The organism is Bariatricus sp. SGI.154, assembly GCF_050313795.1.
Classification (GTDB): Bacteria; Bacillota; Clostridia; order Lachnospirales; family Lachnospiraceae; genus CAMBRQ01.
The window spans coordinates 28,836-52,305 of record NZ_JBNPMC010000027.1 but is presented as its reverse complement, the minus strand read 5'-3'; the positions used below and the strand labels follow the sequence as shown (position 1 = coordinate 52,305).

The 23,470-nt window shown below is 44.4% G+C and carries 19 protein-coding genes; 17 read left to right on the top strand and 2 right to left on the bottom strand.

The window, feature by feature from the left end; translation table 11 throughout:
- Positions 1 to 53: 53 nt before the first annotated feature.
- On the bottom strand, positions 54 to 224 hold the full coding sequence (locus tag ACQRBN_RS12255; RefSeq protein WP_427739280.1) for a hypothetical protein: 171 nt from the start codon (positions 222 to 224) through the stop codon (positions 54 to 56).
- 205 nt (positions 225 to 429) lie between these two features.
- Here ACQRBN_RS12255 and ACQRBN_RS12250 point away from each other — a divergent pair, with 205 nt between their 5' ends.
- The 17 genes from ACQRBN_RS12250 to ACQRBN_RS12170 all read left to right on the top strand — a co-directional run bounded on the left by ACQRBN_RS12250 (position 430) and on the right by ACQRBN_RS12170 (position 22,775).
- Positions 430 to 1,329, top strand: coding sequence for a hypothetical protein (locus ACQRBN_RS12250; RefSeq protein WP_427739279.1), 900 nt, complete (start codon positions 430 to 432; stop codon positions 1,327 to 1,329).
- Positions 1,319 to 5,215: a DUF4062 domain-containing protein gene (locus ACQRBN_RS12245; protein ID WP_427739278.1), complete on the top strand. Its 3,897-nt coding sequence runs from the start codon at positions 1,319 to 1,321 to the stop codon at positions 5,213 to 5,215. The genes ACQRBN_RS12250 and ACQRBN_RS12245 overlap by 11 nt, the downstream gene beginning before the upstream one ends.
- A gap of 84 nt (positions 5,216 to 5,299) precedes the next feature.
- Positions 5,300 to 5,992: a 5'-methylthioadenosine/adenosylhomocysteine nucleosidase gene (locus tag ACQRBN_RS12240; RefSeq protein WP_427739277.1), complete on the top strand. Its 693-nt coding sequence runs from the start codon at positions 5,300 to 5,302 to the stop codon at positions 5,990 to 5,992.
- A gap of 130 nt (positions 5,993 to 6,122) precedes the next feature.
- Positions 6,123 to 7,151 (top strand): hypothetical protein, encoded by a 1,029-nt coding sequence (locus ACQRBN_RS12235; RefSeq protein WP_427739276.1) that lies wholly within the window; start codon positions 6,123 to 6,125, stop codon positions 7,149 to 7,151.
- Between the two features lie 82 nt (positions 7,152 to 7,233).
- Positions 7,234 to 8,748, top strand: a complete 1,515-nt coding sequence (locus tag ACQRBN_RS12230) for an aminotransferase class I/II-fold pyridoxal phosphate-dependent enzyme (protein WP_427739275.1) — start codon at positions 7,234 to 7,236, stop codon at positions 8,746 to 8,748.
- Complete coding sequence (locus ACQRBN_RS12225) at positions 8,741 to 9,328, top strand: guanylate kinase (RefSeq protein ID WP_427739274.1); 588 nt, start codon at positions 8,741 to 8,743, stop codon at positions 9,326 to 9,328. Before ACQRBN_RS12230 ends, ACQRBN_RS12225 begins: the two co-directional genes overlap by 8 nt.
- The gene (gene holB / locus ACQRBN_RS12220) at positions 9,315 to 10,304 is read left to right on the top strand and encodes a DNA polymerase III subunit delta' (protein ID WP_427739273.1); all 990 of its coding nucleotides are present in this window, start codon (positions 9,315 to 9,317) and stop codon (positions 10,302 to 10,304) included. Before ACQRBN_RS12225 ends, holB begins: the two co-directional genes overlap by 14 nt.
- Before the next feature lie 4 nt (positions 10,305 to 10,308).
- On the top strand, positions 10,309 to 11,220 hold the full coding sequence (locus ACQRBN_RS12215; RefSeq protein ID WP_427739272.1) for a PSP1 domain-containing protein: 912 nt from the start codon (positions 10,309 to 10,311) through the stop codon (positions 11,218 to 11,220).
- Positions 11,210 to 11,977, top strand: a complete 768-nt coding sequence (locus ACQRBN_RS12210; RefSeq protein WP_427739271.1) for a tRNA1(Val) (adenine(37)-N6)-methyltransferase — start codon at positions 11,210 to 11,212, stop codon at positions 11,975 to 11,977. Before ACQRBN_RS12215 ends, ACQRBN_RS12210 begins: the two co-directional genes overlap by 11 nt.
- Positions 11,978 to 12,097: 120 nt before the next feature.
- Positions 12,098 to 12,268 carry a hypothetical protein gene (locus ACQRBN_RS12205; protein ID WP_427739270.1) on the top strand — a complete coding sequence of 57 codons (171 nt, stop codon included), beginning with the start codon at positions 12,098 to 12,100 and terminating at the stop codon, positions 12,266 to 12,268.
- 309 nt (positions 12,269 to 12,577) lie between these two features.
- Positions 12,578 to 14,434, top strand: a complete 1,857-nt coding sequence (glmS, locus tag ACQRBN_RS12200) for a glutamine--fructose-6-phosphate transaminase (isomerizing) (RefSeq protein WP_427739269.1) — start codon at positions 12,578 to 12,580, stop codon at positions 14,432 to 14,434.
- Positions 14,435 to 14,494: 60 nt separating this feature from the next.
- Positions 14,495 to 15,331, top strand: a complete 837-nt coding sequence (gene rsmI / locus ACQRBN_RS12195) for a 16S rRNA (cytidine(1402)-2'-O)-methyltransferase (protein WP_427739268.1) — start codon at positions 14,495 to 14,497, stop codon at positions 15,329 to 15,331.
- A 159-nt stretch (positions 15,332 to 15,490) separates the two neighbouring features.
- Positions 15,491 to 16,603 carry an ABC transporter ATP-binding protein gene (locus ACQRBN_RS12190; protein ID WP_427739266.1) on the top strand — a complete coding sequence of 371 codons (1,113 nt, stop codon included), beginning with the start codon at positions 15,491 to 15,493 and terminating at the stop codon, positions 16,601 to 16,603.
- A 193-nt stretch (positions 16,604 to 16,796) separates the two neighbouring features.
- Positions 16,797 to 17,882 carry a PucR family transcriptional regulator gene (locus ACQRBN_RS12185; protein WP_427739265.1) on the top strand — a complete coding sequence of 362 codons (1,086 nt, stop codon included), beginning with the start codon at positions 16,797 to 16,799 and terminating at the stop codon, positions 17,880 to 17,882.
- Between the two features lie 13 nt (positions 17,883 to 17,895).
- Positions 17,896 to 20,175, top strand: a complete 2,280-nt coding sequence (locus ACQRBN_RS12180; protein WP_427739264.1) for a hydratase — start codon at positions 17,896 to 17,898, stop codon at positions 20,173 to 20,175.
- A 140-nt stretch (positions 20,176 to 20,315) separates the two neighbouring features.
- Complete coding sequence (locus ACQRBN_RS12175; RefSeq protein ID WP_427739263.1) at positions 20,316 to 20,795, top strand: RNA polymerase sigma factor; 480 nt, start codon at positions 20,316 to 20,318, stop codon at positions 20,793 to 20,795.
- Positions 20,796 to 20,813: 18 nt separating this feature from the next.
- On the top strand, positions 20,814 to 22,775 hold the full coding sequence (locus tag ACQRBN_RS12170; protein WP_427739262.1) for a beta-propeller domain-containing protein: 1,962 nt from the start codon (positions 20,814 to 20,816) through the stop codon (positions 22,773 to 22,775).
- Positions 22,776 to 22,856: 81 nt separating this feature from the next.
- On the opposite strand, the gene ACQRBN_RS12165 is transcribed toward ACQRBN_RS12170, so the two are convergent.
- Positions 22,857 to 23,432, bottom strand: coding sequence for a biotin transporter BioY (locus tag ACQRBN_RS12165; protein ID WP_427739261.1), 576 nt, complete (start codon positions 23,430 to 23,432; stop codon positions 22,857 to 22,859).
- Positions 23,433 to 23,470: the final 38 nt, after the last annotated feature.

The window sequence follows — 23,470 nt, the reverse complement described above, 5'->3', positions numbered from 1 at the left end:
ATAATGTTGCCATTTATGATTATAGCAAAGAATCAATATTTATTCCATACCTATTAAGAAATAGTTTTTCTAATAAAATCATCGGAGTCATCATCTTTTGTATCTTCATTTATTTCTTCGGAAAGTTGAAGAAAGATATCTGCCAGATCTTCTTTCTTCTGTTCTGGCGCCATTTCCTCGAATGCTTCTAATATTGATTTTTTTAATTCTTCTAATTCATCCATAACATGACCTCCTGCACCATTAGAATAATACATATTCGGAGAAAATAGGAGCGGTAATATATGGAAATAAAGCAAGTTGAAATCTCATATTCCTTCCATTATAATGAGATGTAGAGTTACAGTCTATATAAGCCAAAGTAATCGGATGATACGTGGATTACGAGATAATTGAAAGATAGAGATATTTAATGATTGGAGAAAGGTTATGAAAAGAAATGGACCAAGGAAGGGCATGTCTAAGACTGTTTTTTTCCTCAGTTGGACTATTTGGCATTTTGTGCTGATGACAGTTGTAGGTTGTGGAGTAAATCTGATGGGAAAGGACTATCTGTCGGTGAACCAGGAGATGACACGTCTTGTGCGTTGGTTTGCGTTTTATGGTGCAACAGTGTTGTCTTACTGGATGTTCATTGCGCTGCCTCTTATCTACGTGATTCATTATGGGGTGAGGAAGAAGTTAAAACCTTTGTTCCGAGTATTCTGGGAGCGCTGGTATCTGTATCTGTTTATAAGATTGTTTTTCGGGATGATGTTATGGATTCTTATGCTGCTTATTTTTAATAAAGTAAGTCCGGGGAGCAGAGGGGGATATTATCTGTATATGGTCTTATACTATTCCACAATAGTGTTTATTGGATTGCTTGTTCTGGAATGGATTTTAGCGATAGGTTTTGCAATTTTGAATTACGTATGTTCATTGCGGAATCGGCCATTGATTGCGCTGGAACATATGCCGGAATTTTGGGAAGGTGAAAATCAAAGAGAAGATGTGAAAGTATCGGATTTCTCTTTGGATAAGGAACAGGAGACGTTTATGCTTTCGGACGATGATCGGAAAAAACGTCCGCTCAGAGCTGTGATTGCATGGGGATTAACTACAGGATTCCTTCTTGTGATGTGGTATATTGTTTTTTATCTTCCACGTGCGGAACAACTGGTTTTCTCAGGGGGGATTATAGGGGCTCTCGTTGCTCTGACTATGATGGCAACTGTTCAGTTGTTTTGTCTGATTGGTACTTTACGGAGAAGGAAAGAACTTTATAAGGTGCATGTATATAGCACGGGAAATGGCTGCGCGGGCGAGGAGGAACAGGATGAGAAATAGAATGATTCGTATTTTTGTCAGTTCCACGTTTCAGGATTTTAAGTCTGAGAGAGATCTGCTGGCGAAAGAAGTGTATCCGGAACTTGAAGAATTGTGTAGGAACAATGGATTCTCCTTTCAGATTATTGACTTGAGATGGGGCGTGTCCCAACAGAATTCAATGGATAATCGCTCTTTACAGATCTGTTTTGACGAGATTGAACGCTGTCGTAAGATTTCTCCTAAGCCGAATTTTCTTGTGCTTTCGGGATGGAGATATGGATGGATTCCACTTCCCTGTTCTATTGCGGAAAAAGAATGGGAGATATTGGTTAATGGATTGTCGGAGGACTCCAGAGAATATAGTCTTCTGAGTAAATGGTACAGGCAGGATTGTAATGACTGGGACAGATTGTATATATTACAACCGAGAACAGGGGAGTATCAACAGGCAGATGTATGGGCGCAGACTGAGAAAGAACTGAAAGAGGTATTATTTGCACTGGCAAAGGAACGGCTTTCGGAGGATTCTCTGGTGCAATATGGGCTGTCGGCAACAGAGCAAGAGATTTATCATGGGTTATTTTGGGCGCAAGATGCGTGCAGTCATACACTTGTCTTGATGCGGGAAGGAGCGCCGGGCGAGTGTCAGGATGAGTCGGATCTTATACCTGCAAAATTCCTTCAGGAGAAGATACGGACATTTTCTGATGGGGAGGTTGCGCCAAAGATACTGCCTTATCGTATAGACGAGGAAATACCGCTTAAAGCGGCAAAGGAATATCTGAAGAATATCATTGAAGAGCAGATTGCTGCGGTTACAGACCTGTCATTGTATGAGCAGGAATGTAATGCGGTGGATGCCGAACTTCGGAAAGTAATGGATACTTATATTCCGGTGTCGGATAACAATGAGCGTTTTCAAGAATTTGTGGAAAAGGACAGGGGGAGAGCCGTTGTAGCAAAAGGACTGTCCGGAAGTGGTAAGACTACGATGCTAAAGTACTGGCATGGGAATCACCGGGAGAATTCAGTGGCGGTGTTTGCAGATGTGCAGCCACAGTGCAGAAGTATTCTACACGCGCTTCGATTCTGTATCAGGCGGTTGACAGAGATGGGATATATCGCCTCGGTAGAGGAAGTGCTTGACTATGATAATTGTCTGGAGTGGTTCGAAAAGCAGTTGAGTCAAGGACGAGGGAAGATGCCGCTGACGGTTATTCTTGATTCTGTGGACCAGATGAGTGATTGGAAGCAACTTCGAAGAAGTATATTCCAAATGAAACTTCCGGAGAATATCACGCTTGTGATCAGCTGTATTTCAGAAGATTCACTTACAGAGTATGATAAACGATTAAGCGTGCCAACCTTTGAGATGCATCTTCTCGGTAAGATGTCTGCAGTACAGATGCTTGAGGCAAAACTTGCGATGATGCACAGGCGTCTGTCGAATACATCGGAAAATGCACAGAAAAGTATCATTGAAAAAATGCTGCCAGAGGAGGTATCACCTCTTTATATTCAATTTCTCGGAAGCCTCTGCTATAAACTTCACAGTTATGACAGACCGGATTTTCCGAAATTTGCAACAATAAAAGAACTTATCCGATATGTGATAGAGCGGCAGAGTGTAGATAATTACCCGGTGCTTTATCAACATACACTAGGATATTTTTTGCTTGCAAAAGATGGATTTAGCGAACAGGAGATTCTTGAGATATTGTCTCTTGACAGACAGGTATGCGATGAGATTAGAAGTCAGACTGAGTGGGATTTTAAAGGGAAAGTACCGTCTGTTCTGTGGGCACGCCTCTATTGTGAGATTGATGATTTTCTGATGGAAGTGGATAGTGGAGGAATCAGGCTGTTTCGATTTAGTCATGTACTGCTTAACGATGTGCTAAGAGAATTTATCGGAGAGGAAACGCTTGCTCAGTTAGCGGGAAATATAAAGCAATTTTTTACAGAGCAGCCACTGACCTACCGGGAGCAAGATGGCAGTCTGCTGGTAAATACACGAAAAATAAATGAATTATATCCGATTCTTTCTTATCTGCAGGATTGGGAGGAGATCGGAGAACTTCTGAAGAATCCTATATATATCGATTGCTATATCCGGTGCGGCATGTATCAAGAGATTCTTGCACAACTTACAAGGCTGAAAAGTACATCCCAGTTTACAACGGCACACAATCGGATATTGAAGATTCTAAAGAAGAATTACATTCTCTTGCAGACCTGGAATGATTGCTTTAGACAACTCATGTGTGGAGAAGGTTTAGCCGAGCCTTCTATATTGGAGGAGGTTGGTCAGAAGTATTTTCTTAAAAGAGAACGTGTTTCTAGAGCAGAAGAGAGTCAGTTGTACGACCAGGCAGTGTTCATACCGGATAGTTCGTCTCGGAAAAAGGCATTAAGAGGTGATGGGATAATAGCGATTTTGTCAGATGGAATGATTCAGATGTTTGACTGGAATAAGGGTGTAATGTTACCTGTCACTTGTGAGGTTGGAGCAGAATACAGTGATATATATTGGGAGGACGATAAACTGGTTGTGCGCGGTGAATATTGTCGTAAGATTCTGTGTTTTGGCGGAGAGGAATTGTATGTAACGGAACAGATGACGTGTGAGTCTGTGTATAATCTTCGAAAAGAAGGCGGACAAGAAGAGGTTGTAAAACATGCCGGCGGAATGTGGGAATCGGATATTGTTTTGTGGCAGGGGAGACCGGTATTTTTTTATTACACGGGGAAAAAGTTGAAAAAAACGGAGTTGTTTTATCCGAATGATATAACTCTGCGAATCTATCTGAATGGTTCGTTGGCTGCTGTGTTGATTGATCTTAGGCGGATTGAGATTGTTGATTTGGACAGGCGGAGAGTTCTTCAGAGTTTTGATCTCGGATGTGTCTCGAATATTGCGTGGTGCCAATCGGGGGAACAGATTCTGGTAAGTCTCGAAGATGATAGGATTCTGGTGCTTTCGGTAGAACTATCTGCAGAAGGAACTGAGTTAACCGGTCCTGATGAAGGTTATGCGGCATATCAGCGTCGTTATAAATATTCATTTTATCAAAAGGAAGCACAGCAGATTGTGTCTGCTTTTTCTGAGCAGATATGGAACGAATCGTTGCCGGTAAAACAGGAAGTGGATAATTGCATTCCGATATTGGCTGCATTTTCTGTGGAGAAAGATTGGGTGGCATATTATTATAATTATTACAATCAAGGAATTGTGCGACTGCATCGATTGTCTGACGGAGAAATTCTTGGAGAAAGCCAGGTAGATATGGTGTTCCAGGCAGATGCCGTAAGAACGGCATTTTACCCGGCATGTAGTGGAAAGAAACTGGTTCTTATATCGAAGGGGCGGGCACATGTCCTTGATATAGGTAAGATGAAGTGGAAAGAAGAGAACGGGGAAGCGATGGCGGGGGAATTGTATCCTGCGCTTCCCAAGGCTGCAGAAGAATTACTTAGGCATCAGTATCCGGAAGAGATAAGAAATTGCTATCCTCCGGAGAGGGGAGAAGATACGCTTTCCGTTGGATTGCCGTGGCGTACTAAAATTATGGAAAAATGCTTGGAAATATGCATGGAGATAGTTGTATCTATATTATCAATTGTTTCTTTGCGTCCATTCCGAAAAATGATTAAGATGAGAAAGAATTCCCTGGTGTGGCAGTTTCGGCAGTTGGAGAATTTGCCGGTTTATGGATTGGGTGGGTTCTATGTCATGCCGAATACATCCAGAGGGCTGCTGCACGTATGTGATTCTGCCGGAAACTGGATTTGCCATGAGCAGTTTGAACGACCGATATGGGCGGTGGATATAGTAAATGATGAAATTCATGTTTTACTTCAGAATTCTTTAGTACCGGTGGTAATGAAACTTGAAAATATTTGATATAATTAGGTTGTTCACGGAGTATAGTAATTTGTTTGTAGTAATATATGGGAAAATGTGAATCATAAGGAGGAGACAAGATATATGATAGGAATTATCGGAGCAATGGAAGAAGAGGTTGCAGCACTGAAGGAAGACATGGACATCCAGGAGACGGTAGAGCAGGCATCCATGGTGTTCTGCAAAGGAACTCTGTGCGGCAAGGACGTAGTAGTAGTAAGAAGCGGAATTGGCAAAGTAAATGCGGGAATCTGTGCACAGATTCTGGTGGACAAGTTCCAGGTAGATACTCTGATCAATACTGGAATTGCAGGTTCTCTTGATGCAAGAATTGATATCGGGGATATGGTAATCTCCACAGATGCGCTGCATCATGACATGGATGCTACGCTATTTGGTGATGCGCTGGGACAGGTGCCGAGAATGGATACGCTGTCATTCCCGGCAGATGAAGCCTTGGTTCAGAAGGCAGTACAGGCGAATGAGAAGGCGAATCCGGATATTCATACATTCACCGGAAGAATTGCAAGCGGCGACCAGTTTATTGCATCAAAAGAAGTGAAAGAAAGGATTGTGAAGAATTTCCACCCATTATGTGTCGAAATGGAAGGGGCAGGAATTGCCCACGCAGCCTACCTGAATAAAGTTTCGTACGTCATAATCCGTGCCATTTCGGACAAAGCTGACAACAGCGCCACCATGGATTACCCGACCTTCGAACGCAAGGCAATCGCCCACAGCGTAAGGCTTATGAAAGAATTGCTGGCAATGATCTAGAGGGATCGCAGAAGAAAATTCTTTCGAATCTGACAGTTTACCCCATCTGTGGATGCGGAATCTGTAGAACGGTTTTTGAGCTCTCCTTTGGAATTTCAGTTATAATTCTAATCAGAAGGAGGGCTTTTTTATGTTAGAAATCATATTGGAAAAGTACGTATTATTCGTACTAATGGGAATCCTGACAGCCATAGGGATTGTGAGTAAATGTATTGTCAATGTCACCTTGAAGAAACTGGTGCGTGCAGCGGGAAATATGAGTAAGAGCAACCATCCGCTGATGCGTCTGGTTCGTGCCAAATTCGAACATGCCAGCATGGTGAGTGACAAGGTGGAGAATGTCAGGGTATTTGTGGACAAGTACTTATATGAGTACAAGGTACTGGGGATGAAACTTCACGGTTGGAGAAGATTAGAGAAGGTGGCGGCTGGCTTATGTCTGCTGGTCGGAGCAGCGGGAGCATTGCTGGAATACAGTGTGAATGGCATGAGTGACATGGTGCTGGAGACTGGGGCTACGGGGGCAGGGCTTGCCATACTGGTTTATCTGGTACATCTGACTACAGATGAGAACTACCGGATGGATGCAGTACAGAATTATATGGTAGATTACCTGGAGAATGTCTGCCGTCACAGATATGAGAAGACCTACCAGAGGGAACTCAAGGTTCTGGCACAGGATAATAATCAGATGGGAGCGGCGGAATTCGGAGCGATGCCGGACGAGCAGTCTGGGGCAGAAGGAGAACTTCGGGCAGAGAGAGTGCAGAAGATAGCGGGAGAGAGTTATGCACAAGGCAGATCGGAGCAGAAGATAGCGGGAGAGAATTATGCACAAGGCAGATCGGAGATGACGAAATCCTATGAATCTGCAAGAGACTATGGTCAGGAAAAAGACCGCGGCGCGGTGGACGAACTGAGTGCGGCCGGAAGATTGTATGCAATGGAGACGGCAAAGGGTGATAAGGAGCCGAAGCCGTCAGACGCGACGGAGATTCCGGGTCAGATACCAGAACCGGAAGTGCCAAGACCAATCCCACAGCAGTCGCCGCAGGTTCTGGCGAAAGCCAAGGATAAGAAGTCCAGAAGAGAGAGGGTGGAAGAAGAGATTGACAAAGATGTGGTCATCCGACGGATACTAGAGGAGTTTATGGCTTGATTAAACCTTCCTGATTTGATAAAATAACAATGTATAGATTTTTACGATGGAAGGAAATAGAAGAGTTATTAAAAAGATTATAATGCGTACAATATACGACAGACTAACAGAGTATAGCAATTCGGATTATTATGGGTTCCACATGCCGGGGCATAAGAGGAATCTTAACATGCTGGGAGGGTCGAAGCCCTATGAGATTGACATCACGGAGATCGAAGGATTCGATGACCTCCATCATGCAGATGGAATTCTTGAAGATGCCCAGAGGCGTGCGGCGAAGGTGTATCATGCGGATGAGACGCATTTTCTCGTAAATGGAAGTACCGTAGGAATCCTAAGTGCTATTGCAGGTGTAACAAACAAAGGAGATACCATACTTGTGGCAAGAAATTGCCACAAGTCTGTGTATCATGCCATATATATGAATGAATTGAAGCCGGTGTATCTGATGCCGGCATTCGATTCAGATGCTCAGCTGAATACAGAGGTTTCTGCGGATGATGTTAGGGAGGCTTTGGAGAAGAATCCGAAGATCCGGGCGGTGGTGATTGTGTCGCCTACCTACGACGGAGTCGTGTCAGATGTAGAAGCCATAGCAGAAGCGGTCCATGAGAAAGGCATTCCCATCATTGTTGATGAAGCCCATGGAGCGCATTTTGGCTTTCATCCGTATTTCCCGGAGAATGCGAATGTGCGGGGCGCGGATATTGTAATCCATAGTCTTCACAAGACGCTGCCATCATTGACACAGACGGCACTTCTTCATATGAATGGAGAGATTGTTCGGCGGGAGAAGGTCAGAAGATACTTGCATATGCTTCAAAGCAGCAGTCCGTCTTATGTGTTGATGGCAAGCATTGATGCTTGTGTGGATATGCTTGAGAACCAGGGAGAAGAGTTGTTCGATCCATATGTGGAGATGCTTAAGAGAACGAGGGATCGGCTGACGAGGCTTCAGTATCTCAGAGTGATTCAGACAGAGCATTTTGACAGGTCGAAGATCGTGATATCTGTGAAGGATACAGATATGGAGAGCGGGCAGTTGTATCGATTGCTGCTTGAGGTGTATCATCTGCAGATGGAGATGGTGGCAGGGACATATGTCCTGGCAATGACATCGGTGGGAGATACGGAAAAAGGCATGGAGCGGCTGGCGGATGCACTGGAAGAGATTGATCTGCGGATTGGGAAGCAGATGCCGGAAGAGAGAAAACTGGGAGGTAAGGCGGCTCGGGAGAGTGCCAGTCGGGCAATCGGTGAGCAGACAATGCAATCCGGAATGCCTCTCGATATGCGAATGCCAATGCCGGAAGTTGTATATAGTATAGCGGATATGGAAAACTTGCCGGATGATGTGGCAGAAAAGCCGGAAGATCATTTGCCAGTGGGAGAGATCAGGAATCTTCCGTGGAAAGACAGTGTAGGATATGTGGCAGCAGAATATGCCTACCTATATCCACCGGGGTGTCCGCTGATCGTGCCGGGAGAAAGAGTGTCACAAGAGACGGCAGATATGTTACAATGGTATTATGATCAGCGATTTGCCATTGAAGGCTTGAGAAAAGAAGGCTATATTGAGGTATGGATACATGGGTAAGATCTACTATATGATGGGAAAAAGTTCGTCGGGGAAGGATACGCTTTTTAAAGAAGTAAAAGAAGCGCTGCCGGAACTTAAGACGATCACACTCTATACAACCCGACCGATCCGGGAAGGAGAACAGGAGGGTGTGGAATACTTTTTCGTATCAGAGGACACATTAAATACATACGAGAAGCAGGGTAAGATTATCGAATTTCGGGCATATGACACTGTACATGGAGTGTGGAAGTATGCTACTATTGATGATGGACAGGTGGATCTTGAGAATGCAGATTACCTTGTGATAGGAACATTGGAGTCCTATGATAAGATAAGGAGATATTATGGCGCGGACAGGCTGGTGCCGATCTATATTGAAGTAGAGGATGGAGAACGGCTGATGCGCGCGCTAAAGCGTGAACAGGAGCAGGAGGCTCCGAAGTACGCAGAACTCTGCAGGAGATTCCTTGCAGATACGAAAGATTTTTCAGAAGAGAATCTTAAGAACTTCGGAATTCAGAAGAGGTTCAAGAATGATGACAGAACACGATGCTTAGAAGAGATTATAGGGGAAATACGACATGGGAAGCTTTAAAGATGTGGTAGGCCACAAAGACATTATTAATTATATCAGAAATGCAGTAAGGGAAGATCAGGTATCTCACGCTTATATACTGAATGGAGACCGGGGAGCAGGGAAGAAACTGCTGGCGAATCTTTTTGCAACGACACTGCTGTGTGAGAAGGGCGGACCGAATCCTTGTAATGAATGTCATTCCTGCAAGCAGGCAGAGAGCGGCAATCATCCGGATATCATTAGAGTGACACATGAGAAGCCGAATTCTATCGGTGTAGATGATATTCGTGAACAAGTGAATAACACGATTATGATAAAGCCTTACCAGGGACCATATAAGATCTATATTATTGATCATGCAGACCTGATGACGCCGCAGGCGCAGAATGCGCTTCTGAAGACGATTGAGGAGCCGCCGGCATATGCAGTGATCATGCTGCTTACCGAGAATGCACAGGTGCTGCTTCCAACGATTAATTCCAGGTGTGTTATGCTGAAACTGCGTTACATCAAGGATACTTTGATCAAGAAATATCTGATGGAGACGATGGAAATCCCGGATTATAAAGCAGATGTGTGTACTGCATTTGCCCAGGGCAATATGGGGCGCGCGATCATGCTGGCGAATTCCGAGCATTTTAACGAGATCCGCGAAGAGGCGGTTCAGTTGTTAAAATACATCCATGAGATGGAATTAAGCGAGATTGTGCAGGCTGTGAATAAGATTACAGTCTATAAATTAGAAATCACAGATTATCTGGATATTATTATGATATGGTATCGGGATGTCTTGTTATATAAAGCAACAAAAGATATTGATAAGGTCGTATTCAAAGACCAGATTAGTTATATTAAGGAACAGGCAAAGAAGAGTTCTTATGAAGGAGTTGAGCAGATCTTAAAGAGCCTTGAGACAGCGAAAGCAAGACTGAAGGCGAATGTTAACTTCGATCTGGTAATGGAACTTTTGTTCCTGACGATAAAGGAGAATTAACAGTATGACAAAAGTTATTGGAGTAAGATTCCGTCCGGCGGGCAAGATCTATTTCTTCGCGCCGGGGAAATACAATATTAAGGCGGGGGACAAAGTAATCGTCGAGACGGCTCGGGGCGTTGAATTCGGTTCGGTCGTTACGGGTCAGAGAGAAGTCGAAGATGATAAGATTACCCAGCCTTTGAAACCGGTCATCCGGATCGCGACTCAGGATGATATCCGTAAAGAGGAGAAGAACCGGGAGAAAGAGAAAGAAGCGTTTGGAATCTGTCTTGAGAAGATTCGCAAGCATGGGCTTGAGATGAAACTGATCGATGCAGAGTATACATTTGACAATAATAAGGTGCTCTTTTACTTTACTGCGGATGGAAGAATTGATTTCCGTGAGTTGGTAAAAGATCTGGCAAGCGTGTTCCGTACCAGGATTGAACTTCGTCAGATTGGTGTAAGAGACGAGACGAAGATCCGGGGAGGAATCGGCATCTGCGGGCGTCCGCTGTGCTGTCATACGTACCTGACGGAATTCGCGCCGGTATCCATTAAGATGGCGAAAGAACAGAATCTGTCCTTGAATCCGTCTAAGATATCGGGTGTGTGTGGAAGACTGATGTGCTGCCTGACGAATGAAGAAGAGACTTACGAGGAACTTAACAGTCACCTGCCATCTAATGGGGATCATGTAACAACACCGGAAGGACTGAAAGGTGATGTGCAGTCTGTGAATGTGTTGCGTCAGCTTGTGAAAGTAATTGTGACTCTGGATAACGATGAGAAGGAGATCCGGGAATATAAAGCTGGTGAACTTAAGTTTAAGCCAAGACGTAAGAAGAAGGATATGAAGTTGTCCAAAGAAGAGATGGCACAGTTGAAGGCATTGGAAGAGAAGAATGGGGCGTCTAAGTTAGATGATGAATAATATGAGTGGAACATTCTTAAAACCCGGGGAACGTTTGGATGATCTTCAGATAAAAGGTTACGAAATTATACAAAGTCCCGGGAGGTTCTGTTTTGGGATGGATGCAGTCCTTCTGTCATCTTATGCGAAGGTGAAGAAGAACGAGAAGGCATTGGATCTTGGGACGGGGACTGGAATTCTCCCGATTCTTCTGGAAGCAAAGAATGAAGGTTTGCATTATACCGGGCTTGAGATCCAGGAAGAAAGCGCCGATATGGCAAGAAGAAGCGTTGCATATAACAGACTTCAGGAAAAGATAGAGATTATAACAGGAGATATCAAAGAGGCAGCAGGAATATTCGGTGCTGCCTCTTTTGAGGTAATTACGACGAATCCACCGTATATGATTGGTGAGCATGGGCTTAAGAATGACAATGAGGCACTGTATATCGCACGGCATGAAGCGTTGTGCACGCTGGATGATATCCTGCGGGAAAGTTCCAGGTTACTGAAGCCAAAAGGGCGACTCTATATGGTTCACAGGCCATTTCGTCTGCCAGAGATACTGGCGAAGATGATGGAATACCGGATTGAGCCCAAGAGGATGCGACTGGTGTATCCTTATGTGGACAAGGAGCCGAACATGGTGCTGATTGAAGGGCTGCGAGGCGGGAAACCCAGAATGACGGTTGAGCCGCCGCTGATTGTGTATCAGAAGAACGGAGAATATACAGAGGAATTGGTAAGAATCTATGAAATGCAACCAGATACAAACTGAATGACAGGATAGTGTCGGATAGTATATAGTGTAATATATCTCCATATACGTGTAAATAGAATATTTTGGTGTGATAGTGCTTATGATAGTAGTATAAAAGATGTCGTAAGGAGTATAGAAATGGACGGACAGAATAATGGCATGAAGCAGCAAGAAGATTCGTATGATCGATGTGTCGTGTGTGGGGAATATACGGATATGCAGAAGGACTGGACCTTGGAAATGAGGGAGCATTATGTGGAAGGGGCAGGACAATTGTGTGGAAAATGTTATCGGGAATTATATAAATAAGGATAATAAAGTAAGTGAAGAGGGAGTCGGCCATTTCCATAGCGACTCCTTCCTACCAGTCAATTTCCTGTTCCATCAACATGAATCATTCTATCCATTTACTCCGCCAAAACAGCGTTTACAAATACTACTGTCGATGAAGGAATATCTTTGATTTTGGTACAAACAGAAAAAGATCTGTTTTTTTCTCATGTAATTTAGTTTAAATAAAAATATTGTTTATCTAGCCATCGTACCAATGATTTGGTACAATAAAAACCTAGAGAAAATATAATAGAAAGACAATACCATAGAAAGGTAAAAGATCATATGTGTGGAATAGTAGGATTTACAAGCAACAATATCAATGTGGCCCCCATCCTTCTAGACGGTCTCTCCAAGTTAGAGTACCGTGGCTATGACTCCGCAGGCATCGCCGTACGGGATGGAAGTTCTGAGCCAAAGATTGTAAAAGCGAAAGGCAGGCTAAGGCTCCTGTCTGAGAAGACGAACGGCGGCGCGGCAGTACCCGGCACCTGCGGTATTGGACATACACGCTGGGCTACCCACGGAGAGCCAAGCGAGACGAATGCCCATCCGCATTGCACGGATGATGGGAACGTAGTTGGTGTCCATAACGGCATCATCGAGAATTATGTAGAACTGAAGGAGAAATTAACTCGAAAGGGATATACTTTTTATAGCCAGACAGATACGGAAGTAGCGATCAAAATGGTCGATTATTATTACAAAAAGTATAATATGGGACCAATCGATGCCATTGCAAAGACTATGGTAAGAGTTCGTGGCTCCTATGCGCTGGCTGTTATGTTTAAGGAATATCCGGGCGAGATATATGTGGCAAGGAAGGATAGTCCGATGATTATCGGCGTAGAAGAAGACGAGACATATGTTGCGTCTGATGTTCCGGCTGTTTTGAAATATACCAGACAGGTTTACTATATTGGCAATTTAGAGATGGCAAAGTTGTCTCCGGGTAATGCCGTGTTCTATAATCTGGATGGAGATGAGATAGAGAAGGAACTTGTGGAGATCAAATGGGATGCAGAAGCGGCTGAAAAGGGCGGATATGAGCATTTCATGATGAAAGAGATCCATGAACAGCCAAAGGCAGTCAAAGATACGATCAATTCTGTGGTAACCGTAGATGAATCATCAGGTGCGCAGATTGATCTGTCTTCAGTCGGGCTTACAGAAGAGGAGATACGTTCTATCTCTAATATCTATATCGTAGCCTGTGGCTCGGCATATCACGTGGGAGTGGCTGCCCAGTATGTCATCGAAGATCTGGTGAAGGTTCCGGTGCGAGTAGAACTGGCATCCGAGTTCCGTTACAGAAAACCGCTTTTGGATAAGAATGGCCTTGTGATCATTATAAGTCAGTCCGGAGAGACCGCAGATAGCCTGGCTGCGCTGCGTGAAGCAAAAGCAAAGGGCATCCGGACGCTTGCAATCGTGAATGTGATAGGCTCTTCTATCGCGCGGGAAGCGGATAATGTCTTCTATACTTTAGCTGGACCGGAGATTGCGGTGGCAACAACCAAAGCGTACAGTACTCAGTTGGTCGCGTCCTATCTGCTGGCGATTCAGTTTGCGTATGTACGCGGAGAACTGAATATGGACAAATATAGAGAACTGATTACGGAATTACAGACCATTCCGGATAAGATCAGCAGGGTTCTGGAAGATAAAGAACGGATTCAGTGGTTTGCAAGCAAATTCTCCAATGCTAAGGATGTGTTCTTTATCGGACGCGGCATTGATTATGCAATCTGCCTGGAAGGTAGCCTTAAGATGAAAGAAATCTCTTATATACATAGTGAGGCATATGCTGCAGGCGAGTTGAAGCACGGGACGATTAGTCTGATTGAAGATGGAACGTTGGTAATCGGAGTGATGACGCAGAGCGAATTATATGAGAAGACGGTGAGCAATCTGGTCGAGGTTAAGAGCCGCGGAGCGTATCTTATGGGATTGGCTCCATATGGCAAATACGAGATTGAGGACACGGCTGATTTTGTAACGTATGTTCCAAGAACAGATGAGCATTTTACGCCAAGCCTGGCAGTGATTCCATTACAGTTGATGGGATATTATATCAGTGTGGCAAGAGGATTGGATGTAGATAAGCCGAGGAATCTGGCGAAGAGCGTTACTGTAGAATAAGAAGTTAGAGTTGTTAATGGATTTTAACAGATGAATTAATGAAGATAAGAGGGAAACGCCATGCCAGGAACACTATACCTATGCGCAACGCCCATCGGCAACCTAGAAGATATGACCTTGCGCTGTATCAGAATATTAAAAGAAGTGGATATCATCGCGGCAGAAGACACCCGCAACAGTATCAAACTCCTGAACCACTTCGAGATCAAGACGCCCATGACCAGTTATCACGAATATAATAAGATAGAAAAGGGACATAAGTTAGTGGAGCGCCTCCGAAATGGAGAGAATATCGCGCTAATTACCGATGCTGGTACGCCGGGAATCTCCGATCCGGGAGAAGAGTTGGTGAAGATGTGCCAGGAGGCGAACGTCCCGGTAACAGCGGTTCCGGGGGCATCAGCCTGTGTCACAGCGCTTACGATATCAGGGCTTCCGACGAGACGTTTTGCATTCGAAGCATTTCTTCCAACGGATAAGAAAGAGCGGCTGGCGATTCTTGAAGAGATGAAGGAAGAGACAAGAACCATGGTGGTCTATGAAGCACCGCACAGACTGGTAAGAACTCTGAAAGTGTTAGGTGAGACGCTGGGCAACCGCCGGATCAGTATCTGCCGGGAACTGACCAAGAAGCATGAGACCGTATTTGCCACTACAATAGAAGAAGCGCTTGATTATTATGAGAAGCAGGAGCCAAAGGGCGAATGCGTAATGGTAATTGAAGGAAAGAGCCGGGAGGAGATTCGTGCCGAGGAGAAGGCTCATTGGGAAGAATTGAGTATTGAGGAGCACATGGCACACTATCTGAATAACGGCATGGAGAAGAAAGAAGCCATGAAGCAGGTGGCGAAGGACAGAGGCGTCAGCAAGCGGGATATTTACCAGGCGCTGCTATAAAATGTATCAGATCGGGAGCCTTGGTCAACTTGTATAGAAAATTGCAAAAAGATTGTTCAACTTGGGCATAGCAGAAATCACGCTTTTTTTATATACTTTTAAACAGAACGAAACGGTATCACAGATACAACATTATAATATTATTGGAGGAAAAGCAAAATGGCAAGTTTATCATTAAGACACATTAACAAAAAATATCCAAATGGATTTGAAGCCGTAAAAGATTTCAACCTTGAGATTGAAGATAAAGAATTTATCATCTTCGTAGGACCTTCAGGATGTGGTAAATCTACAACACTTCGTATGGTAGCTGGTCTGGAAGACATCTCTTCCGGTGAATTATATATCGGTGACAAACTGGTTAACGACGTAGAGCCTAAGGACAGAGATATCGCGATGGTATTCCAGAACTACGCTCTGTATCCACATATGACAGTATATGATAACATGGCATTCGGTCTTAAGTTAAGAAAAGTACCGAAGGATGAGATCGACAAGATGGTTCGTGAAGCAGCTAGAATCCTTGACCTGGAAGCTCTGTTAGATCGTAAGCCAAAGGCTTTATCAGGTGGTCAGAGACAGCGTGTTGCTATGGGACGTGCAATCGTTCGTAGCCCTAAGGTATTCCTTATGGATGAGCCTCTTTCTAACTTGGATGCAAAACTTCGTGGACAGATGCGTGTTGAGATCTCCAGATTACATCAGAGATTAGGTACAACAATCATCTACGTAACACATGACCAGACAGAGGCTATGACACTTGGTACAAGAATCGTAGTTATGAACGCTGGTGTTGTTCAGCAGGTAGATACTCCACAGACACTGTACGATCACCCATGCAACCTGTTCGTAGCAGGATTTATCGGATCTCCACAGATGAACTTTGTTGATGCAACATGTAAGGTAAAAGGCAATGATGTATACCTTGTAGCTGGTCCTTCAGAGATTAAACTTGCTGCTGATAAGGCTAAGAAGTTAATTGAGGGTGGATATGATGGAAAGACAGTTGTTCTTGGTATCCGTCCGGAAGATGTACATGATGAGCCAGAATTCCTTGCTAAGTCTCCTGATACAGTTATCGAAGCAAAGATTCGTGTATACGAGATGCTTGGTGCAGAAGTATTCTTATACTTCGATTATGAAGGCGCTAGTATGACAGCAAGAGTTGAGCCTACTACAGCAGCTAGAACAGGCGACGTAGTTAAATTCGCTCTTGATGCTAACAAGATTCACGTATTTGACAAAGAGACAGAGCAGACAATTACAAACTAGTATTTGTTTAAAAACAGATAATGATAACAAAGAGGTCAGACACTTTCGGGTGCCTGGCCTTTTATATATTATGCCGGAAAGAGAGTTTTTGGTATTTGCTTTTGCATTTCATGGATCAGACGTGGAAAATCAACAGATTATCTGATATAATGAAAAATGGTGTAGCATATATAACAGAACAGGAGGTTATCCATTGTTATCGAATCAAATATTACATAAAGCAGTACAGGATATAAAGAGAATTACAGGTTTGGAATGTGCCATATGGGACATGAAGGGAATCTGTCTTGTAATGACGAGTGAACGAATGGTAAGTTTAGAGTCGGCGGTTGCAGAGTTTCATGCGATATCAGAGGCTAGCCTGCAGCAGATCAAAGGAGATGTGGGAATGTTTCTCGTATATGATGACGAGGAGCCTTGTTACATCCTGGTGCTCAAAGGAGAACTGCCGCAGATGGATATGGCAGGGAAGATGGGCGTAAGCCAGCTGGAGAATCTTTTATTTGCCTATAAGGAGAAGATGGATAAGAACCGATTTATCCAGAATCTGATTCTGGACAATCTGCTGTTAGTGGATGTATATAATCAGGCGAAGAAGATGAAGATACCGGTAGAACTTAAACGAGTGGTGTTCTTGGTTGAATCTAAGAATGAAGGTGAGAACCTGATCCTTGAGACGCTGAAAGGACTGTATGCGACTGGTACGAGGGATTTCGTAACCGCGGTAGATGAAAAGCACGTGATTCTTGTGAAGGCGTTGGAAAGTACGGATGACTATGGGCGTCTGAACCAGATTGCCAGAGAGTTGGTAGATACGCTGAGTATGGAAGCGATGGTAAGCGTGAGGGCTTCTTACGGAACCATTATCAATGAGTTAAAAGATGTATCCAAATCATACAAAGAAGCTGACATGGCGTTGGAGGTAGGAAGAGTCTTCTATGCAGATAAGAATATTCTTGCTTATAACGAGTTGGGAATTGGGCGACTGATTCATCAGTTGCCGGCATCCTTGTGTGATATGTTCCTGAATGAAGTGTTCGAAGGGAATGGGGCGGATCAGTTCGAGGAAGAGGAACTGACAACGGTCTATACATTCTTCGAGAACAACCTGAATATATCCGAGACAGCAAGGCAACTGTATGTGCACCGTAATACGCTGGTGTACAGGCTGGAGAAGATTCAGAAAAGAACAGGACTGGATGTCAGAGTATTTGAAGATGCGTTAACATTTAAAATAGCTATGATGGTAGCAGACCACATGAAATACATGGATAATTAGGAGGAGATCAGACATGATAAAATTATTTGACAACGGTGTCTATCTGTTAAACGGGACAGAGATTGTGGAACATGCAGAAGAAGTAAAGGCGAAGACCGGGCAGGAAGTATCCCCGGCAGAAGCGGCTAAGAATACAATGGCATATAACATTCTCGCAGATCACAATACTTCCGGCAATATGGATAGATTGCAGATTAAGTTCGATAAATTGACATCGCACGATATCACATTCGTGGGCATCATCCAGACAGCCAGAGCATCAGGGCTTGAGAAATTCCCGATTCCTTACGTGTTGACTAACTGCCACAATTCTCTATGCGCAGTAGGTGGAACGATCAACGAGGATGACCACATGTTTGGACTGACTTGTGCGAAGAAATATGGTGGAGTATATGTACCGCCTCATCAGGCAGTCATCCATCAGTTTGCCCGTGAGATGCTTGCAGGCGGCGGTAAGATGATCCTTGGTTCTGACAGCCATACCCGTTATGGTGCGCTTGGTACTATGGCGATGGGAGAAGGCGGACCGGAACTTGTTAAGCAGCTGCTGAATAAGACCTATGATATCAAGATGCCGGGCGTGATTGGAATCTACCTGGATGGCGAGCCGATGAAAGGTGTTGGTCCTCAGGACGTGGCATTGGCGATCATTGGTGCGACATTTGGCAATGGATATGTGAATAATAAAGTCATGGAATTCGTAGGACCAGGCGTTGAGAAGTTAAGTGCTGATTTCCGTATCGGTATTGACGTTATGACAACAGAGACGACCTGTCTGTCATCTATCTGGAAGACGGATGAGAAGATTAAGGAATTCTACGATATCCACGGAAGAGTAGAAGAATATAAAGAATTGAACCCTGGAGCAGTTGCATACTATGACGGTATGGTATATGTGAACCTAAGCGAGATCAAGCCGATGATCGCAATGCCGTTCCATCCGTCTAATGTATACACGATTGATGAGGTGAATGCGAACCTGAAAGATGTGCTTCATGATGTAGAGCAGAAAGCGTTAGTAAGTCTTGACGGAGCAGTGGACTATTCTCTGCAGAGCAAGATTGTAGACGGCAGATTATATGTGGATCAGGGAATCATCGCAGGATGTGCCGGTGGCGGATTCGAGAATATCTGTGCGGCAGCAGACATCATCCGAGGCAAATACATTGGCTTTGATGAGTTTACATTCAGTGTATATCCTGCAAGTACGCCGATCTATATGGAATTAGTGAAGAACGGGGCAGTTGCAGACCTGATGGCAGCAGGAACGATTGTGAAGACGGCATTCTGCGGACCATGCTTTGGCGCGGGAGATACTCCGGCGAATAATGCCTTTTCTATCCGTCACTCTACAAGAAACTTCCCGAACCGTGAAGGTTCCAAGCTGCAGAGCGGACAGATTGCATCCGTTGCGCTTATGGATGCACGTTCTATCGCTGCAACGGCTGCGAACAAGGGATTCCTTACACCGGCAACGGATATGGATGTGGAATACAAGGGACGCAAGTATCACTTCGACCAGAATATCTACGCTAACCGCGTATTTGACAGCAAGGGCGTTGCAGATCCTTCTGTTGAGATTAAGTTTGGACCGAACATCAAAGACTGGCCGGCGATGGCAGCGCTTCCTGAGAATCTGCTGCTGAAGGTGGTATCTGAGATCCATGATCCGGTTACGACGACAGATGAACTGATCCCATCAGGCGAGACTTCTTCTTATCGTTCTAATCCGCTGGGACTGGCAGAGTTCGCATTATCCAGAAAAGACCCGGCTTATGTAGGGCGTGCGAAAGAGGTTCAGAAGGCAGAGAAGGCAATTGAAGCGGGACAGTGCCCATTAGATGTATTAGAAGAATTAAAGCCAGTAATGGCAAAAGTCCGCGAGACTTATCCGGAAGCAGGAGAGGGCAATCTTGGAATCGGAAGTACCATCTTCGCGGTAAAACCAGGCGATGGCTCTGCGAGAGAGCAGGCAGCATCCTGCCAGAAGGTACTCGGAGGATGGGCGAATATTGCGAATGAATATGCAACCAAGAGATACCGCTCCAACCTGATCAACTGGGGTATGCTTCCATTTATTACAGAAGAAAGCCATGAGAACTTAAGTTTCAAGAATGGCGATTATATATTCGTTCCAGAGATTAAGAAAGCGATTGAAGAGAAAGCATCTGATATCAAGGCATATGTGGTAGGCGATGAACTCAAAGAGATTCAGCTGAAACTTGGCGATATGACAGATGCAGAACGTGAGATTATCCTGAAAGGATGCCTGATCAACTACTATAGAGGTTAAAAAGGGGACAGGGCAAATTCAATTGGGGACGGGGGAAATTGAAAAAACCCCCGTCCCCAATGCAACATTTGGGACTTTTTTTGACTCTAATATATAACCTGCTAATTAAATGGTACCATATCTGACAGGGAGGATAAGATATGAGATGCGATGCGAAGACGTTTGCGCAGATGTATGAGGAGGTCTATGTGGACTTATACCGATTCGCCCTATGTATGATGAGAGATCAGCATGAGGCGGAGGATGTGGTCAGCGAAGCGGTGGTGGCGGCTTATGAGAATATCGGCAAACTGCGGAACGCAGATGCGTTCAAAAACTGGATGTTCACAATCCTGTCCAATATCTGCAAGAAGAGATTGAAGAAGGCAGCAAGAGAAGTACATAGTTCTGAAGAAGATACATATTCTCAGATTCCATCGGAGGAGAAGGATATCGGCCTTGCGGTAGATGTGAGGAAGGCATTCTTTCTTCTGGAAGAGGATGAGCAGACGATTATCGGTCTGTCTGTTTTCGGTGGCTATAACAGCCAGGAGATTGGGGAAGCGCTTAAGATGAATCCGAATACGGTACGTTCCAAGAGAAGCCGTGCCTTGCAGAAGATGGAATGTGTACTTAGATGAGTCAAAGGAGGCGGTTGTATGGATAGAAGAGAGCAGGATGTATTAGATCAGATCAGGAAACAGACTGAAGATATCGATGTGCCGGAGAGCCTGAAGCCAGACAATGTAAGCCGGATGCTGGAAGGGAAGAAGCCAAAGAGGCGGATACGCCCATATCAGATCGGTACGCTGGCAGCAGCCTGTGTGGCAGCGATTATCGGAATTGCGGTATGGACAGATGGGAAAATATCAGGGACAGGCGACAATGTGCCGGAATCGGCAGAAAGCGGGATTAGTGAAAGTAAGAAGATAGCCAGTGCGGACAGTTATGAGCAGATATATCAATATATTGAAGAATATCAGAAGGAAACAGAACGTGCGAATAGTGTCGATGGCGGAGTGGCGCTTTTTGGGGAACGTTCAGTAGAAGAAAGTGCTGTGAGTGATATGGGTGCTGCGAGTAATACATCGGGGACAAAGACTGCTTCGGGAGCGGAGTCATTTACATCAGCGGCTCAGGCTGATTCTGCAGCAGTATCAGGAGATTACTCACAGACGAATGTAAGGCAGGAAGGCGTAGATGAAGGAGATGTCGTGAAGACGGATGGCACATACCTGTATGTTCTGGAGGATAATGGTCATGAGATTGGAATTGTCAATACCAGGAATCAGAATCTGGAGAAAGTGGCAGCGATAGATGTAGGAGAGGATTGTTACATCTATGAGTTCTATCTCGCACAGAAGAAATTGGTGGCTGTATGCAGTAGGAACGGAGTTGCTTTTGATGGGATCGATCCGTTGGCAAATGGTTCTTTGAATCTAGAGGCAACTCTCGCGGTTACTTATGATATTCAGGATCCACAGAATCCTGTGGAGGAAGGAAGAGTAAGTCAGAGCGGCAATTATAATTCCTCAAGAATGTCAGATGGCTATCTCTATCTGTTCAGTGAATACTATATGTGGGGAGATATGGATCAGAATGAGCCACGCTCCTATGTACCATTGATCAATGGCGATATTATAAAGGAAAGCAGCATCTATCTGCCGCAGATTTCGAAGGCGTATATGTATGAAGTAATTACCAGTATTGATCCGGATGATCCGGATGAGGTGAAAGACAGTAAAGCAATATTCTCCAAGGGCGGGCAGATATATGTAAGTAATGAAAATATCTATTTCTATGAGACGGAATGGGGCTACAATGATAACTGCGTTACGACCATCCGAAAAGTTGCATATAAAGATGGAGAATTGACGGCAAAAGCCCAGGGGCAGTTCGGTGGCTATCTGAACGATTCGTTCTCTATCGATGAGTATGAGGGGAATCTAAGAGTTGTGACGACGGAAGGAGATACGAATTCGGTATATATGTTGGATAAGGAATTGGAAATCATCGGTTCGATTGAAGATCTGGCAGAAGATGAGAGAGTGTATTCAGCGAGATTCATGGGGGATACGGGATATTTCGTGACCTTCCGTGAGACAGATCCCCTGTTCAGCGTAGATTTGTCGAATCCAAAGAAACCGAAGATCCTGGGTGCGTTGAAGATACCGGGCTTCTCGGAATATCTGCATTTTTACGGAGAAGATAAACTGCTGGGAATCGGCATGAATGTAGATGAGGAGACTATGACAACGGATGGCGTGAAGCTAAGTATGTTTGATATTTCCGACAAGGCGGATGTGAAAGAGGAAGATACTTATATCCTGAAAAATGTATATAGTACAGATGTTTCCTATGATTATAAGGCTGTGCTTGTGGATCAGAGCCGTAATATCATCGGATTTGCCGGATATGCCGGGGGCGGGCAGAATTATTATCTGTTCGAATATGATGAGGATAACGGATTCAACTGTAATATGGAGGAAGAGATCAACGGCAATGGAGGAAGAAGCGCCAGAGGAGTCTATATAGGAGATATCTTATATGTAGTACAGGGAAATATTATCGAGGCGTATAGCCTGAAAGATTATATCAAAGTAGATGATCTGATTCTGTAGTATAGAGAAGACCGGAAGGCAATTGATAATCGTCAATCGTTTTCCGGTCTTTCGCACATATAAAGCATTTGGAATGATATGTTAGTCTCCAATTGGAATATTCCGTAGCCTGGATTTTAAGAGGGGACCAATCATAATGGAAATAATAATCTTAATCGTATCGCCGGGCAGATATGGAATTACGCCGATGGAAAGAGCCGCGATGAATGACTGATCCAACTGGAATGCAAGCCATGCGGTGCCGAAAGCGTAAGCCACAGCAGTAGCAAGGATCATGCCGATTACGATAAGGATGCGGTTATTTGGAAAATAATCTACAAACAGACCGGCTATCATCGTCATGAAGATAAAGCCAATCAGATATCCGCCCGTTGGACCGGCAAGTTTTCCCAGACCTCCGGAGAAGCCGGAAAACACCGGAAGTCCGACTGCTCCAAGCAGGAGGTAGATCAGGAAACTAAAGGTAGCATATTTCCAGCCAAGTATATAGATGCTGATCAAAAGAACCAGATTCGTCAGTGAGATTGGAACCGGACTGACCGGAATCGGGATAGATAAAGGTGCGAAGATGCAGGTAATAGCGGTCATCAGTGCAATCAGAACCAGATGGCGTGTTGATAATCTGTTGGTAGTATCGGATGTTGTAGTATCTTTCATAGTATTTTGCTGCCGTTAACGACAGACTCCTTTCTTGA